Source organism: Paenibacillus sp. SSG-1, from assembly GCF_002224835.1.
Classification (GTDB): Bacteria; Bacillota; Bacilli; order Paenibacillales; family Paenibacillaceae; genus Paenibacillus_AQ; species Paenibacillus_AQ favisporus.
In genome coordinates this window covers 1,134,349-1,149,000 of the sequence record NZ_MBRK01000001.1, presented here as the reverse complement: position 1 = coordinate 1,149,000, position 14,652 = coordinate 1,134,349, and the positions used below count along the sequence as shown (strand labels likewise).

Below are 14,652 nucleotides of genomic sequence, written 5' to 3'. Positions count from 1 at the left end.
CGGTTGCCTCCTCTATATAATGGCTGACTCCAGCGCTTCCACCTTTTTGTCAGCCGTGCTCAGCTCGGCTTCCATCCCGTGCGGAACGGCGACGTTGGGCGAGCCGTGCCCGATCCCAAAGCCCATCAGGGAAGGTCTGCCCGCTTCGGTCACATAATGCCGGATGACCTCCTCTAAGGTAAAGGAGACCGGGCGCTTGACCGGCTCGCAATCGCGAAAGTCGCCCACCAGGATACCGGCTGCCTGCTCCAGCTTGCCTGCCATCCGCAGCTGGTTCAGCATACGGTCGATCCGGTACGGCTCCTCCCCGATATCCTCGATAAACAGGAGGCAGCCCCGGGTATCGATCTCAAACGGCGTTCCGAGCGTACTCGTCAGCAAAGTCAGGTTGCCTCCGACGAGCGGGCCCTTAGCTTTGCCCTCCACCAAGGTATGCAGCGGGGTGATGTCCTCGGTGTAGCGGAACGGCTCGGGCCGGACCAGCTGGGCGAAGCTCTGCCGGGTCAACGGGTGGACATCCTTGTCTCCCAGGCAAATCATCATCGGCCCATGCACCGTGATCAATCCGGTCATCTTCCAGATGGCGGCATGCAAGAAGGTGATGTCGCTGTAGCCCCACAAAATTTTGGGATGCCGGCGGATCTGATCGTAATCGAGCTTCTCCGCAATCCTGGCGGTGCCATAGCCTCCACGGGCGCAAACGATGGCCTGAATGCCGGGATCCGCAAACATGGCGTTCAGCTCGGCGGCCCGCTCCGCGTCGGTTCCGGCGAGGTAGCCGTGGCCGCGGTTCAGCGAATCGCCAAACCGGACCTTCAGGCCAAGCTCTTCGAACACTTCGGCCGAACGGCGGATCGCCTCCGCGTCCCCGCGGCTCGCCGGGGCGGTGATGCCCACCGTGTCCCCCGGCTTCAACCGGGCCGGCCGGATCGGCCTTTTCCCGGCACCGGCCTGCACCCCTTCGATGCCCGAATCGGCAGCATGCATGAACGGTCTCAGCCTTCTCATTTCAAATCAGCCCACTTAAAGTCCATGTAGCCGTACGGATGGCGCACCACGTCGACGAGCTTGTCGCTTTGCAGATAAGCCGAATCATAGAAATACATCGGCATGATCGGCGCCTCGTCCATCAGGATTTTTTCGGCCTGATGCATCAGGTCATAGCGCTTCGCCTCGTCCGTCTCTTGGTAAGCGGCCTGGATCAGCTTGTCGTATTCGGCATTGCTCCAGCCCGTACGGTTGTTCGGACTTTTGCTTTCGAAAATATCCAGGAAGTTGATCGGATCGGCGAAATCCGGCAGCCAGGACGACCGGGAAAACTGCAGCTGAAGCTGCTTCTGTTCCGCGGTGAGGACTTTGCCTTCTTTGCCCGCGAGCTTGACGTCGACACCCAGGTTTTCCTTGAACATGGCCTGCAGCGTTTCGGCGATTTTCTGATGTAAATCGTTTGTATTGTAAGTCAGCGTCACTTCGGGAAGCGTGCTGTATCCCGCTTCCTTCATGCCTTCCGCAAGCAGGCTCTTGGCCTGCGCTGCGTCAAATGTAATCAGGTCGCCGCCCACCTCGCGGAAATCACGTCCGTCCGGCTCCTTGAGTCCGTAGGATACGAAACCCCCGGCCGGTTTTTGCTTCTGCTTGACCACCAGGTCCACGATTTTCTGACGGTCCACCGCGAGCGCAAAGGCTTTGCGGATTTTGGCGTTGTCAAACGGCTTCATGGTCGTATTGAAGCGGTAAAAATACGTACCTGCCGAATCCTGAACGTTCACCTTGCCTTCCGAGAACAGCTGGTCGCTCATATCGGCGGGAACGCCGGCAATGTGCAGCTCGCCGCTTTGGTACAGCTGGTATTCCGTGTTGGAATCGTTGATCATTTTGAACGTGACGCCGTCCAGCTTCACGTTCGCCGCATCCCAATATTTATCGTTTTTCACCATTTTCAGCTCGGAATCGTGATTCCACTGGGAGATGCGGAACGGGCCGTTGCTGACGAACGTATCGGCCTCCGCCGTCCAGTTCGGATTGGACTCCACAGTCTTTTGCGGCACCGGGAAGAAGGCCGGATTCGCCAGCATGCTCAGCAGCCAGGGGGCCGGCTGGGCCAGCGTCACTTCCAGCGTCTTGTCGTCAGTGGCTTTGACCTGCACGTCGTCCGCCGTCCCTTTGCCGGAGTTAAAAGCCTCCGCTCCTTTAAATACATAGGCCAGCGTCGCGGCAGAAGACGCCGTTTTCGGATCGAGCATTCTTTTCCAGGCAAACTCGAAGTCACTCGCCTTTACCGGCTCGCCATTGCTCCACTGTACGCCGTCGCGCAGCGTGAACGTGTATTTGAGTCCGTCTTCGGATACCTTCCACTCGGAAGCCATAGCCGGCTCCGGAGACTGGTCCTTGCCGAGACGCGTCATGCCCTCCATCGCATTGTTCAAAATGTCATAGGAAACCTGGTCGAAGCCGATCGGCGGATCGAGCGAAGTGGGCTCGCGAACGTTGTTGTACAGGAGAATTTTACTTCCGGTATCTCCTCCACCACCGCTTGCTCCTTCGGTTCCGCCGCCGCATGCGGCCAGCAGCAGACTGAGCAGCATGCACGTCAGCAGCGCCAGTATTAACCTTCTTTTCACAGCCTTGTTCACGACAGCCTTTTCCATGAGACCCTCTCCCTTAATCCCGAATTGGTTGGTTGCTGCAAATACAAGCTATTCCATTATTCATGAGCTTGCGCTATTCAAGACGCTGATCTATGGTCAAGTCCTAAGGCTTGCAGAGCAAACCTGAAGCAGGATCCTGTTCCCGCAAAATGATAAAACTGTGCTCTTCATGCCTTATCCCTGGCTGGCCGATGCGGTTTCAACCTGCGCCGGCCCTTGCGGCGGCATCGTTCTGGCCCGGGCGTCCTGCAGCCAGCAAGCTACGGTGTGCTCTCCGTCCAGCTTCACGCTGTCCGGCGGGAACAGGCCGCATACCTCCATCGCGTGAGGACACCGGGCGGCAAACGCACATCCCTTCGGAGGTGCGAACAGGTCCGGCGGCGTGCCCGGGATCGCGTCGAGCTTCGCCCCTCTTGGCCGGTCCAGGCGCGGGATGGAATCGAGCAGCCCCCGCGTATACGGATGCTGCGGATTCCGGAACAGCTCCTTGACCGGTGCGGATTCCACAACCTGCCCCGCATACATGACATTGACGCGGTCGGCGATGCTGGCGACGACGCCGAGGTCGTGCGTAATCATGATCAGCGAAGCCTGGGTCGTGCGCTGCAGCATGCGGAACAGATCCAGGATTTGCGCCTGGATCGTGACGTCCAGCGCGGTGGTCGGTTCGTCCGCGATCAGGACGGCGGGATTGCAGATCGCCGCCATCGCGATCATGATCCGCTGCCTCATGCCCCCGCTGAACTGATGCAGGTGCTGCTTCAGCCGGAGCTCCGGGTCGCGGATGCCCACAAACTGCAGCATCTCGACCGCCCGCTTCCTCGCCTCCGTCCGGGACAGCCGCTGGTGGCGGATGACGCCCTCCATCAGCTGCTCCCCGATCGTCATGGTCGGATTCAGCGCGGTCATCGCGTCCTGAAAGATGATCGCGATGTCCGAGCCGCGCACGTCACGCATCTGCTTTTCGCTCAAACGCGTCAGCTCGCGTCCGTTAAAACGGATGCTGCCCTCCGTAATTTTCGAGTTGTTCTTGGGCAGGAGCCGCATGATGCTGCGGGCGGTGACGCTTTTGCCGCAGCCGGATTCGCCGACGATCGCCAGCGTCTCTCCCCGGTGCAGGCGGAGGCTGACGCCCCTGACGGCCTTTACCTCCCCGCCGTAGGTGGAGAACGAAACATGCAAATTGTCCACTTCGAGCAGCGCGTCGTTGTTCATCTTCCGTTACCTCCTTTGCTTCGGATTAAAGGCGTTCAAGAGTCCATCTCCCAACAGGTTGAAGGCGAGCATCGTCACCGAAATGAAAAAGGCCGGGAAGAACAGCCGCCACCAGTTGCCGGACAGAATGGTCGGCAGGGCATCGTTGGCCATCGTTCCCCAGCTCGCCAGCGGCGGCTGGATGCCGAGACCGAGGAAGCTGAGGAAGGCTTCGGCGAAAATGGCCGAAGGCACGGAAAACGTCACCTGCACGATAATGACCCCGACGGCGTTGGGAAGCATATGCCTGCGGATGATGTACCACGACCCGGCCCCCAAGGTCCGGGCGGCCAGAACGTACTCCGACGATTTCAGCTGAAGCACCTGCCCGCGGACGATCCGCGCCATCCCGATCCACCCCGTCGCCGTCAATGCCAATATAATGGTCAGCAGCCCGGGGCCCATTACGACCATGAGCAGAATGACTACAAGCAGATAAGGAATGCCGTACAGCATATCGACGAAACGCATCATCGCGTTATCGACGCGCCCTCCGAAATATCCGGCGATGCCGCCGTAAATGATACCAATGAAAAAATCGATCAAGGCGGCGGCCAAACCGACCGTAAGCGAGATGCGCGAACCGTACAAAATCCGGGCGAAGACGTCCCGCCCAAGGTCATCCGTTCCGAACCAGTGCGCGCCGGACGGAGGTTGGTTCGCGCTGAGCAGATTCTGGCCGGAGTAGCTCTGATCCGTCAGCAGCGGGCCGAACACGGCCAGCAGTGCCAGCAGCACGATCAGGGCGAGTCCGCAGCAGGCCAGCTTGTTGCGGAGCAAACTGCGGACGGCCTGCTGCCATAACGACAGGCGCGGCCTGACGATCCGCTCCTGTTCTCCGGCCGTTCTGTACATTGGGGTAAACAAATGGTCCGGTACCTGCATGCGTCAGGCCCCCTTTCTATGCAGCTTGATACGGGGATCGATGAACCCGTACACGATATCCACAATAAACATCATGAAGATGAGGAGTGCGCTGTAAAAGACCGTCGTGCCCATGATGACGGCGTAATCCCGATTGTTGATGCCGTCCACGAAATATTTTCCCATGCCGGGGATCGCGAATATTTTTTCGATGACGAAGCTCCCCGTCAGCACGTTGGCCAGCAGCGCGCCGAGCAGCGTCACCACGGGTAGCACCGCATTGCGCAGCGCATGCTTGACGATCATCCTCGCCGGCGACAGCCCTTTGGAGCGGGCCGTCTCCATATAGTCCTGGGTCAGCACCTCAATCAGATTGGCCCTGGTCAGGCGCGCGATCGTGGCGATGGGCCCAACCGAGAGAGCGAAGGCCGGAAGCACGACATGCTTCCACGTTCCCCACGAAGCGACCGGCAGCAGCCCCCATTTGACGGCGACATATTTGATCAGGAGCGGAGCGATAACGAAGCTTGGCACCGCGATACCGATGACGGCCAGCACCATGGCGATATAGTCGATGATGCCGTTCTGCTTCAGGGCGGCCACCGTACCTAATGCTATTCCGGCTGCAATCGCCAGCAGAATGGCTGCCGCGCCGAGCTGGAAGGATACCGGGAAGCCGCGGTCGATCATCGTGTTCACCGTTGTCGGGTAATGGGATATCGATGGCCCGAGATCGAAGGTCAGCAGCGATTTGAGATACAGCAAATACTGGACGCCCAGCGGCTTGTCCAGATGGTAGAACGACATCATGTTCTGCACGACCGCTGCGCTTGCTTCCTTCCCGTCGCGGTCAAACGGAGAGCCGGGAATCGAGTGCATCAGGAAAAAGGTGACTGTGACGATCAGCCACAGCGTGACCAGCATGGATAAGAAACGCTTCAAAATGTATTGCGCCATGAATCTCACCCTCTCTTTACTCGGCATATGGTGCATTCTTTCAGGCCCATCCACCTCGGATAAACCTGACAGCGTATTTTCGGAAAACAGGCGGCCTTCGTCAGCAGAAGGATGTTCGCATAGCCAGTTCAGTCATGACCAGCATAGCCTGGTACGCTTCAAGAATATCTTTGGCCTGGAACGAGACGACAGGCGATCCCTGTTCGATCGTGGTGCCTGGCATCAGATGGGCCCATTCCGCCTGCCCGTAATTCGCGAATTCGATCGTCAGCTGCGGGCGTTCCGACGGAACGAGCGGCTTGACGCGGTCGCGCCCGGCAATCGCTTCAGCCATCTTCTGGCGGAGCAGCCGTCCGCTCTTCTCCGGTGACAGGCACAGCGCCGACGTGCGGGAAATACGCTCCTTGACGATCGCCGTCGTCACGCCGGGCAGCAGACTTTCGGCCTCGATAGCCGTCTCGTCGTCACCGGCCACCATCAGTACCGGCACGCCGTAATGTCCCGCCACGTAAGCGTTAAATCCCAATTCGCCTACGGAGACGTCGTTGATATACATGTTCCGGACGCCGAAAATCATCGTATGGCTGAGGACGCCCTTCCGGGCAGCCATCGCGTGATAGCCGAGAAAGACGGCTCCCGCATAACTTCCGTCAAGCCCCTGCATCATCGAAAACGGTTTGACGTCGCCGGAAATCAGTTTGCTGTCCGGGTGGAGATTTTCGATGATCAGATTGTTCATTTTCGAGTGGCTGTCGTTGACGATCACCTCGCTGAACCCTTCTTCAAAAGCGGTTTCGATGACGTGATTCGCCTCGGCCGTCATGATATGCTGGCCCCGGGTGTAGTTGTAGCGGCTGGAATCGACGAATGTCGCGTCCACCAGACCGGTAATGCCCTCCATATCAATGGATATGTACAATTTCATCTTCAAGTCCCTCCGATTGTCGTATTTGGGTAAAAGAAAAACGTCTATCGACGTACCTTCAAAGAAGACAGACCGCGTTTAAAGGTAATTTTTCTTGCAATATCAGGAGGCTATGGCTCTGGAGCTTATCCTTTCTGATATTATAAAAAAACCCGGCAAACGTCATATGCCTGCGCTGCCCGGGCGTGCATATGTCATTTGCTGGGTTTTATTTACGCGTATGTCGCCATACTGATAAACAAAGCAGCGGTATGCAATTGATGAATCACGGAAAAACACGGTTATAAATCGTTTCGAATAGCTGCTGCTCTTGAATCCGGCGAAGTTTCCCTCGACGAAAGCGCCGATTTGTACTTCTTCTGCGCATCCTTGAACGCCACGATGATCGCCTTCTGCGAAGAGCCGTAATACCTCGTCCGGATCTCTTCCGCCACCGGCTCCAGGGAGAGCATGCTCTTCCCCAGAAAAATAGAGCGTACAAACTGCGACGTGAGTGGAATCGTGGAGGAACAGGCGGCATCCACGATTTTGTGGCTGACGGTGTCCACGACCAGTCCGATAAAAAAAGCGCTGTACTGCTGGGTTATCGGATTATTCACCGAGGTTTGTGCATCGCCGACGATGTAGATCGTGTCCTTATCGTACAATTGACGCATCCCCTGTCTCCTCGCTTCTCCTGCTGAACCCATAGGGATGTTCGATGGGCGGCATCGGACGACCTATAAGCCGCAAGGACAAGCTGATTTGTTATTTATTCTAACAAGGGATTCGCGATTTTGTAAATACAAAGTTCATGCAAGCGCTTAATATTTTTCGACACGTCAGAAAACATCACATATACTAACCTTTCATATCTCCGGATCCCGACGCACTGGCCTTCCCGGCACGGTTCGAACCCAGCAGCCAAGGCCAGGAACGTCTAGCCAAATGCACCGACAACCCGAACAGCAGCAGCGCATCCACTGCATGAAGTGCACGCAGCGAACCTGTCACATTGTGAATGGTGATGTGCTGCAGCGCAGTCAAGGCGAACAGCGCGAGCGGCCACCATCTTAGACCACCCCGGATATCCCCCAAGAAGGACAGGACTAACATTACAATAGGAACGAACTCAAAAACGTTCGCAAAGACGCGATGCAGCTGCAAATCGCCGGGATCCACCAAAATGCCGAGGCCGGCTAAAAACACCTGCACAACAACACAGGCGAGGTAACCCGCCGCCAACAATCCGTAGATCCAACTTACGGTTCGGATCCGGACCGGCATCGTTGCAGCTCCTGCATCACCGGAGTTAAACTGCCGCCCAGGCTCCGATTTCGTACCGAAACCTCCTTTTACTTCATTTTTCCCCTGCTTTTCGTTCCTGCCACCCATTCCTTACCGCTCCCTTTCATCTTTTAACATGGAGTCTTGCTTTGTCCCGCCGTGCTCCCCACGGTTTGAATACCGAAATGATAAATAACCCTGCCAGCGAAACGATCTGCAGAATGATCCCGGTCCACAGCTGTACGTTGTTCACCGTAAATTCCGGGCTGAGGATACCCTGCATTCCCGGCTCGGAGACGTATTGGACCGCTTGCAGCGTCCAGTAATACATGCCGACGGGCCCGAGAATGACCAGAAGCAGCGTCAGGATTTCCTTGACGATGATCCAGTAATATTTGAACAATCCCCACGGCGTCCAGACCGACAGCATGATGCCGGTTACGAGCGTTGCGATCGTGGACACGCGCACCGTCTTTTCGGACAGCATATGCATGATGCTGTAGCATGCGCGAAATACGCCCTCATCCTCTGTGACGGCTGCCGTAATGCTCAAGAACAAGAAAATAACAGCCGTGCCCAGCATAACGGCAGAAAACAGCAAGTGCAGGGTCAGCAGCCATTTCCGCTGCTTCACCGTCATTTTTTTCATCCGATTCACCTCCTTCTTCAGCATAGATCCCGATTCTAAACCGGCTCTAAACCGAATCTAAAAAAAGTATAAAAACACGCTCGGGCCTCCAAGCTCCGAAAACGCAAAAAGGCCTTTACCGACAGTAAAGGCCTTCCCAAAAACGTTTATTAGGATCAAATGCGTATCTTCATCTATACATTAAAGCGGTAACCCACACCCCAGATCGTCTCGATATATTGCGGCTTGGAGGGGTTCGCTTCGATTTTCTCCCTTAATTTGCTGATATACACGGTGACGGTGGCGTTATCCCCCAAAGCATCGAGTCCCCAAATTCGTTCGAACAGGTCGTCCTTGCTGAACACCCGGTTCGGGTGCGTGCACAGGAACAGCAGCAGATCATACTCTTTGGAGGTCAGCAGCACCTCCTGTTCGTTCACGAACACCTTGCGGGACAGCTGGTCAATCCGGATTCCCCGCAGCCGCAGCTCGCTCTTCGGCTCCCGCCGATGCTCCGACGTCAGCCGGTCATAGCGGGACAGATGCGCTTTGACGCGTGCTACAAGCTCGCCTACGCTGAAGGGCTTCGTAATATAATCGTCCGCACCGAGGCCGAGTCCCCGGATTTTATCGATGTCCTCCTTGCGGGCGGTCACCATCAGGATCGGAATGTTCCTCGCCTCGCGGACCTGGCGGCAGATTTCGAATCCGTCCACCTTCGGCAGCATCAAATCGAGGATGATCAAATCGTACTCTTCTTCCAGCGCCTTCTTCAGGCCGGCATCCCCGCTTGCCGCGACGTCGACGGCATATCCGCCCGCCTCCAAATAATCCTTTTCCACTTCCGCAATGACCAGTTCATCCTCAATAATCAAAATGCGCTTCACGCCCGCTCACCGCCATCTCCTGTCATCTTTGGCAACGCAAAATAAATGCTCGTTCCTTCACCGGTACGGCTCTCCGCCCAGACTCTGCCTCCCATGCCCTCGATCATTTGCTTAACGATCGCAAGCCCGAGGCCGCTCCCGCCGGTATCCGTATTTCGCGACGGCTCAGCGCGGTAGAACCGGTCGAAAATATGCGGCAGCGCCGCCTCTTCAATCCCGGAGCCGTTATCCTTGATCCGGATCACAGCCTCATCCGGCCCGTCGCTCAGGTTTACGGTCAGTTCCTTGTCCGCCTTATCCAAATACTTCAGACTGTTGTCGATAATATTCAGGATCACTCTGCGCAGCTTCTCCCGGTCCGCCATCACCTGGACGCGCTCCCTATCAGGCAGTTCACACGCGATCTTCACGCCGGACATCCGGGGATCGAGCTGCAGCTCCTGAACACAGTCCGCTACATATCCCTTCAGATCGGTCGGCTCCATATGAAAAGGCAGCTTCTTCAAATCCAGCTTCGAGAACAGCAGCAGTTCTTCAATCAGCCGGTCCATATCCTCCGTCTTTTTCGCGATCATCCCCATATACTTATCCCGCATCGCCTCGGTATCGGCAATCCCGTCCTGAAGGCCCTCCACACAAGCCTTGATGCCGGTAATCGGCGTCTTGAGATCATGGGAAATGCTCGCGATCAGCTCCTTGCGGTTATCCTCGTACTGCAGCTGCAGGCGGATCGATTCGCTCAGGCGGCTCCGCATTTCTTCAAACGCCTCTCCCAGCTCCCCGATCTCATCCTTGCGCTTCAGCGCGATTTCGTGGCTCAGATCCCCGTCCTTGATCTGCTCTGCGGCATGCTTTAATGCATACAGCGGCTTGATCAGGCTCCGGGAGACCAGAAAGGTCAGTATTCCGTTGGTTAACCCGATGACCAGAAGCAGGGATAGTATCATCAGCGGGAATAACTTTTTGGCTTCCGCAAAAAATGTGCTCATATCCGTCAAGACGTAGACCGCCCCCGTATGCTGGCCGCTGAACGCGACATCGAATTTCTCCACGGAGAACCGGCCGCTTCCTTTCGCTCCCCAGCGGTGCCAGGACATCGCCGGCTGCCACTTCTGGATTTCCTTCTCCACATCGACGCCGCGGAGCAGATCGGAGGCATACGTGATCCGGCCGTCTTCCGTTACGACGATCCCCGCATCCAATCGGGTCAGCTGTTCGTCCGCTTTGGCCACGAAGGAGGGATCGGCGAACCGATCGGGTTCGGTCTGGATCATAAACTTGAGGCCGGCGGCCATTTCGCCGCGAAGGCTTGCTTTTTCCCAAATGGCAGGGGTGCCGCGGCCTTCCCCGATGTTTTTGAACAATACGGTATACAGCCCTCCGGCAATCACAGCGAACAGAACGACCGGGATGAAGGTCATCGCAATATAAGAAAGCAAAAGTCTTGTTTTGATGGACATGGGCCAATCTCCTTAGAGCTGTTTTCTCGCGAACATCATGAGTCCCGCCGCATAAGCCATTATAATATAAGACAGCAGCAGGAGAAACGTATTGAGCAGTGTACCCGCCGGCGCCCCGCTGCCGGTCCACAGCACATCCCAGCGTGTGTAGGAAAAGACGGACCAGGCAGACAGCTGCGGCAGCAGTAAAGGCAGCGCTTTGGCCGCGGCATAGATCAGCACGATGGTCATTAAGGCGCTGGTTCCGGACGAAAACAGCTGCGCAATAAATACGCACACCAGGCCGATGGCCATCATTGGCACTAAGGAAGCGGCGTACGCCTTCAGGCTGTCCGCCATGCCGCCTGCCGGTCCCCCGACCGCCCACGCCGATACGGTTGAGGCGATCCAGAGCACGCCAAGGCATAGGGCGGCAAACACCGCGATGGCGATCACTTTAGACGCGTATGCCCGGGCACGCGTAACCGGCCGCAGCAGAACCAGCTTCATCGTGCGGGCCGCCACTTCCCCGGCAAACGAGTGGGCTGCCGCAGCCGCCATGTAGAGCGGAATGATCGCAAAGGTGAACAAGTGAAGCATGGCCACCGGGAGGCTTCCCTCCAGTCCAAACAGCATGCCTGCCCTCATCTTCAGAAGGCTGGACAGCAGCACGGTAACGGCCGGAAGGATCAAAGCCAACAGCAGGAATCCCTTCGTCCGGCGCTGCCGCCAGAGCTTCTCTGTTTCATTCAGCAGATTGGCGTATAAGCTGTGCATCGCGCTCCCCCTCCTTGGACTCCAGCAATTTAAAAGTGACGTATTGTTCCAGCGACAGGCCTGCCCCGTTCCATTCGTCATCCCTTCCCAGGCTGATCAGACGACCCTCACGCATCACGCCGACGCGGTCCGCGATCAAGCTCAGATCGTGGATCAAGTGGCTGGAAATGAGGAAGGTGATTCCTTGGTCTGCTAGCTGCCGGACCGTGCTGCGAAAATCGGCCATCCCTTCGATATCCAGCCCGTTCGTCGGTTCGTCGAGAAGCACCAGCCGCGGAGCGGACAGCAGCGCCGAAGCCAGCCCCAGCCGCTGCTTCATTCCCAGCGAAAAGCCGCGCACCCGTTCATGGCGGTATGGCTTGAGACCGACCTTCTCCAATACTTCGTCAATCCGGCTTGCCGGCAGATCCTTGTAAAACCGTGCCGACAGCTTCAAATTATCGCGGGCGCTCATGTATTCATAAGCTTCCGGGGTCTCAATGATACACCCCGTATGGCTGATGGCCTGTTCAAAACGCTCCGCGATATCATGCCCCATGATCCGGACGTTTCCCCGATCCGGCCGGATTAAGCCCGTTATGATTTTGAGCACCGTCGTCTTGCCCGCGCCGTTGGGCCCAATGAATCCGAATACTTCGCCCTCCGAGGCGGTAAATGACACATCCTTGACCCCGCGGTGGTTACGGAATAGCTTGGTGATTCCCTCCACTTCAAGTACGCTGTTCATTTATTCTAGCCCTCCTTCTAAAAAAGGGCGGCCGGACCTTCTCCTGTCCGGCCGCCTTCCTGCTTAGTGACGATTCCAGCCGTTTCGTTCCCATCGGTTATCGACCTTCTCGGTCTGTTTACCCGCGAGATCGACCCGGTCGGGCGTCGTTGCGTCATACCCCGAGAAGCCGGCGTTCAGTTGGAAGGTAAGCTCATGCGCTGCTCCTGCCGCATCCTTCCCCGTAACCCGGATTTCCGCCGATTGGTTTTCCAAGGCAGCGTTTTTGCCGATTTTGGCATCCAGATCGACCTGCTCCACCTTGATCTCATCCGTCAGCTTCGGCAGACTCACCTTCCATTCCGAATGTCCGGCCGGCAGATGTCCCTGAACCGCCGCACCGTGATTCCAGCCATCCGCGCTGCCGGCCTTGGAAGCGATGAGTGAGCCTACAGCATTCACCACGGCCGGAATCTGGCTGCCCGATAGATGGAGCTCCGCCTCCTTCGTACCGTCGCTGCCCGTCTCCACTGTCGCCAAATCCTTGATGTTCCCCATCAGCGCTTCCATTACCTGCTCCGCGGCTTGCGGCATTTGGGCCGCTTTACCGTCATGCTGCCACTCTGGCGCCTGGTCCATCACCCGATATACTTCCGAATCACTGCTCTTTAGAATCATCTTGCCGTCCTGTCTATATGTCTGCATCGTATGTGTCCGTGTACCGTCGTCTACCACCGCCGTCATGCTCATCGCCTGTTTGGCGTGATTGACCTTCATGTCCGCCGTACCGGACAGCACCTTCTTACCGTTATCGCTCAAACTCCATACGACATGGGAAGCCATGCTGTCAGCGCCCTTCGTATGCGTAAACGCTGATTTGTAAGCTTCATATCCGGATGTGTTCGCCATGACGGAATACCCGCTTGCGAACAGCATAACCGCGCCCAGCCCGACAACCGCTCCTGCCGACAACCATTTTTTTCTCATCATATCCTCCATTGTTTCGTGAATTAGAAAGGCCGGGTCCCGGAATGGCAGCTGCCGTCCGCCTTCGGAGCGGACTCGCCCTGGCCCTCTAATCACCATCTTATCCCCCATCTCTAAAACGCCTCTAAACCAAATCTAAAAAAAGTATAAAAATGCGCCCGGTCATCGCTGTCCGGGCACGATGCGGGAAAACCTTCCCGGCCGGGCGTCCGTACGTTTCCAAACGCCTGCGTACCGCATTAAGCTGTATCATCGGTTATTTATGGCCAGATTCTATGAACGATGGAGGGAGTGCGCTGCGATGAACCGGCAAGTCATTATCAATGCCGACGATTTTGGCCTGTCACCTGCCGTGAACCGCGGCATTATTGAGGCATACCGGGCCGGTGGAATCACCAGCACCTCGATGATGGTCAATATGCCCGGTTTGGCGGACGCTGTGCATGCAGCACGCTCGCTGCCCGGTCTCGGCGTCGGGCTGCATTTTAACCTGACATATGGACGGCCCTTGTCGGACCCGGCTGCCGTCCCTTCGCTGGTGAGAGAGAACGGGGTATTTCTTGATGGTAAAATCAGACGCAGCCGGAATGCCGCCGATGTTGCCGCCGAGCTGGATGCCCAGTGGAACCGGTTCCTGGAGACCTCCCTGTTCCCCACACACCTGGATTCACATCAGCTGCTGCATCAGGACGACCCTGTGATCTACCGAGTGATGGCTGAGCTGGCGTGCAGGCACCGGATCCCGCTTCGGAGATCGCAGATTGAACATTCTCATCTTTCCCCGCCTGCTCTGAAAATGACAGACCGAGTCCTTCTGGACACCTATGGCGACAGCGAAGGCCTGCAGCGGCTGCTGCGCTATATCCGCTCTGCTCCGGATGGATTGACCGAGATTATGTGCCATCCCGGTTACGTGGATGACGTGCTGCGCGGCTTGTCTGAATGGACTGAGATCCGGGAGCGCGAGCTTCGGGTATTTACCAATCCCGAAATTGCTTGGACGATGCAAGCATGTTCCATTGAACCGGTGAACTTTAACGCCGTCAGGGAGCGCCCCGTTTTATCCGATGACGGAGTTTCATCCGCAGCCCCGCTTAAAAAAACCACCGTCCCGCGAAGCTCTTTAGCGAAAAGGAGATCGCGCTCGCCGATCACGCAAACCGGCAGGCACGCAAACCTTAAGCGCCGGCGCAGACGTTCCGTAACCCCCTCCGGGAAGCCTTCCCTGCCGTAACATGCCGAAAGCCCTCCGTGTGGAGGGCTTTCCATCGCATGATAAACTTCAGCGCCTTCGCAAAAGGATTCAGCAGTTCA

Annotated in this window: 15 protein-coding genes; 1 reads left to right on the top strand and 14 read right to left on the bottom strand. The window is 56.9% G+C overall.

All coding sequences use genetic code 11. From position 1 onward, the window contains the following. Positions 1–12: 12 nt before the first annotated feature. The 14 genes from BCV73_RS05405 to BCV73_RS05340 form a co-directional block, all read right to left on the bottom strand. On the bottom strand, positions 13–987 hold the full coding sequence (locus tag BCV73_RS05405) for a S66 peptidase family protein (protein WP_089546374.1): 975 nt from the start codon (positions 985–987) through the stop codon (positions 13–15). 17 nt (positions 988–1,004) lie between these two features. Next, complete coding sequence (locus BCV73_RS05400) at positions 1,005–2,585, bottom strand: peptide ABC transporter substrate-binding protein (protein ID WP_481855831.1); 1,581 nt, start codon at positions 2,583–2,585, stop codon at positions 1,005–1,007. A 237-nt stretch (positions 2,586–2,822) separates the two neighbouring features. Next, positions 2,823–3,863, bottom strand: a complete 1,041-nt coding sequence (locus BCV73_RS05395) for an ABC transporter ATP-binding protein (RefSeq protein WP_089546373.1) — start codon at positions 3,861–3,863, stop codon at positions 2,823–2,825. A gap of 6 nt (positions 3,864–3,869) precedes the next feature. Then, positions 3,870–4,787 carry an ABC transporter permease gene (locus BCV73_RS05390; RefSeq protein WP_089546372.1) on the bottom strand — a complete coding sequence of 306 codons (918 nt, stop codon included), beginning with the start codon at positions 4,785–4,787 and terminating at the stop codon, positions 3,870–3,872. Positions 4,788–4,790: 3 nt separating this feature from the next. After that, positions 4,791–5,723: an ABC transporter permease gene (locus tag BCV73_RS05385; protein ID WP_076168749.1), complete on the bottom strand. Its 933-nt coding sequence runs from the start codon at positions 5,721–5,723 to the stop codon at positions 4,791–4,793. A gap of 100 nt (positions 5,724–5,823) precedes the next feature. After that, positions 5,824–6,648, bottom strand: coding sequence for a M55 family metallopeptidase (locus BCV73_RS05380; protein ID WP_089546371.1), 825 nt, complete (start codon positions 6,646–6,648; stop codon positions 5,824–5,826). Between the two features lie 281 nt (positions 6,649–6,929). After that, entirely contained in the window at positions 6,930–7,295 is a 366-nt protein-coding gene (locus tag BCV73_RS05375; RefSeq protein ID WP_089550109.1) for a DUF3870 domain-containing protein, read from the bottom strand. Between the two features lie 193 nt (positions 7,296–7,488). Then, entirely contained in the window at positions 7,489–8,022 is a 534-nt protein-coding gene (locus BCV73_RS05370) for a DUF6220 domain-containing protein (protein WP_089546370.1), read from the bottom strand. A gap of 16 nt (positions 8,023–8,038) precedes the next feature. Further along, the gene (locus BCV73_RS05365) at positions 8,039–8,563 is read right to left on the bottom strand and encodes a DUF2269 family protein (RefSeq protein ID WP_089546369.1); all 525 of its coding nucleotides are present in this window, start codon (positions 8,561–8,563) and stop codon (positions 8,039–8,041) included. 173 nt (positions 8,564–8,736) lie between these two features. After that, entirely contained in the window at positions 8,737–9,429 is a 693-nt protein-coding gene (locus BCV73_RS05360) for a response regulator transcription factor (protein ID WP_089546368.1), read from the bottom strand. Then, positions 9,426–10,889: a sensor histidine kinase gene (locus BCV73_RS05355; protein ID WP_089546367.1), complete on the bottom strand. Its 1,464-nt coding sequence runs from the start codon at positions 10,887–10,889 to the stop codon at positions 9,426–9,428. The genes BCV73_RS05360 and BCV73_RS05355 overlap by 4 nt, the downstream gene beginning before the upstream one ends. A 12-nt stretch (positions 10,890–10,901) precedes the next feature. Beyond that, a complete protein-coding gene (locus BCV73_RS05350) occupies positions 10,902–11,645 on the bottom strand; it encodes an ABC transporter permease (protein WP_179231898.1) in 744 nt (247 codons plus the stop codon). Continuing rightward, positions 11,614–12,372 carry an ABC transporter ATP-binding protein gene (locus BCV73_RS05345; RefSeq protein WP_089546365.1) on the bottom strand — a complete coding sequence of 253 codons (759 nt, stop codon included), beginning with the start codon at positions 12,370–12,372 and terminating at the stop codon, positions 11,614–11,616. Before BCV73_RS05345 ends, BCV73_RS05350 begins: the two co-directional genes overlap by 32 nt. A gap of 63 nt (positions 12,373–12,435) precedes the next feature. Next, on the bottom strand, positions 12,436–13,338 hold the full coding sequence (locus tag BCV73_RS05340; RefSeq protein WP_218828104.1) for a hypothetical protein: 903 nt from the start codon (positions 13,336–13,338) through the stop codon (positions 12,436–12,438). Positions 13,339–13,639: 301 nt separating this feature from the next. On the opposite strand from BCV73_RS05340, the gene BCV73_RS05335 reads away from it, so the two are divergent. Next, positions 13,640–14,572, top strand: a complete 933-nt coding sequence (locus BCV73_RS05335; protein ID WP_179231897.1) for a carbohydrate deacetylase — start codon at positions 13,640–13,642, stop codon at positions 14,570–14,572. The last annotated feature ends 80 nt before the right edge of the window (positions 14,573–14,652 follow it).

What these genes read in the sequence shown, in the direction of transcription:
- BCV73_RS05405 (WP_089546374.1), bottom strand. Translation starts at nt 987, where the DNA reads ATGCATGCTGCCGATTCGGGCATCGAAGGGGTGCAGGCCGGTGCCGGG.
- BCV73_RS05400 (WP_481855831.1), bottom strand. Translation starts at nt 2,585, where the DNA reads ATGCTGCTCAGTCTGCTGCTGGCCGCATGCGGCGGCGGAACCGAAGGA.
- BCV73_RS05395 (WP_089546373.1), bottom strand. Translation starts at nt 3,863, where the DNA reads ATGAACAACGACGCGCTGCTCGAAGTGGACAATTTGCATGTTTCGTTC.
- BCV73_RS05390 (WP_089546372.1), bottom strand. Translation starts at nt 4,787, where the DNA reads ATGCAGGTACCGGACCATTTGTTTACCCCAATGTACAGAACGGCCGGA.
- BCV73_RS05385 (WP_076168749.1), bottom strand. Translation starts at nt 5,723, where the DNA reads ATGGCGCAATACATTTTGAAGCGTTTCTTATCCATGCTGGTCACGCTG.
- BCV73_RS05380 (WP_089546371.1), bottom strand. Translation starts at nt 6,648, where the DNA reads ATGAAATTGTACATATCCATTGATATGGAGGGCATTACCGGTCTGGTG.
- BCV73_RS05370 (WP_089546370.1), bottom strand. Translation starts at nt 8,022, where the DNA reads ATGGGTGGCAGGAACGAAAAGCAGGGGAAAAATGAAGTAAAAGGAGGT.
- BCV73_RS05365 (WP_089546369.1), bottom strand. Translation starts at nt 8,563, where the DNA reads ATGAAAAAAATGACGGTGAAGCAGCGGAAATGGCTGCTGACCCTGCAC.
- BCV73_RS05355 (WP_089546367.1), bottom strand. Translation starts at nt 10,889, where the DNA reads ATGTCCATCAAAACAAGACTTTTGCTTTCTTATATTGCGATGACCTTC.
- BCV73_RS05350 (WP_179231898.1), bottom strand. Translation starts at nt 11,645, where the DNA reads ATGCACAGCTTATACGCCAATCTGCTGAATGAAACAGAGAAGCTCTGG.
- BCV73_RS05345 (WP_089546365.1), bottom strand. Translation starts at nt 12,372, where the DNA reads ATGAACAGCGTACTTGAAGTGGAGGGAATCACCAAGCTATTCCGTAAC.
- BCV73_RS05340 (WP_218828104.1), bottom strand. Translation starts at nt 13,338, where the DNA reads ATGAGAAAAAAATGGTTGTCGGCAGGAGCGGTTGTCGGGCTGGGCGCG.
- BCV73_RS05335 (WP_179231897.1), top strand. Translation starts at nt 13,640, where the DNA reads ATGAACCGGCAAGTCATTATCAATGCCGACGATTTTGGCCTGTCACCT.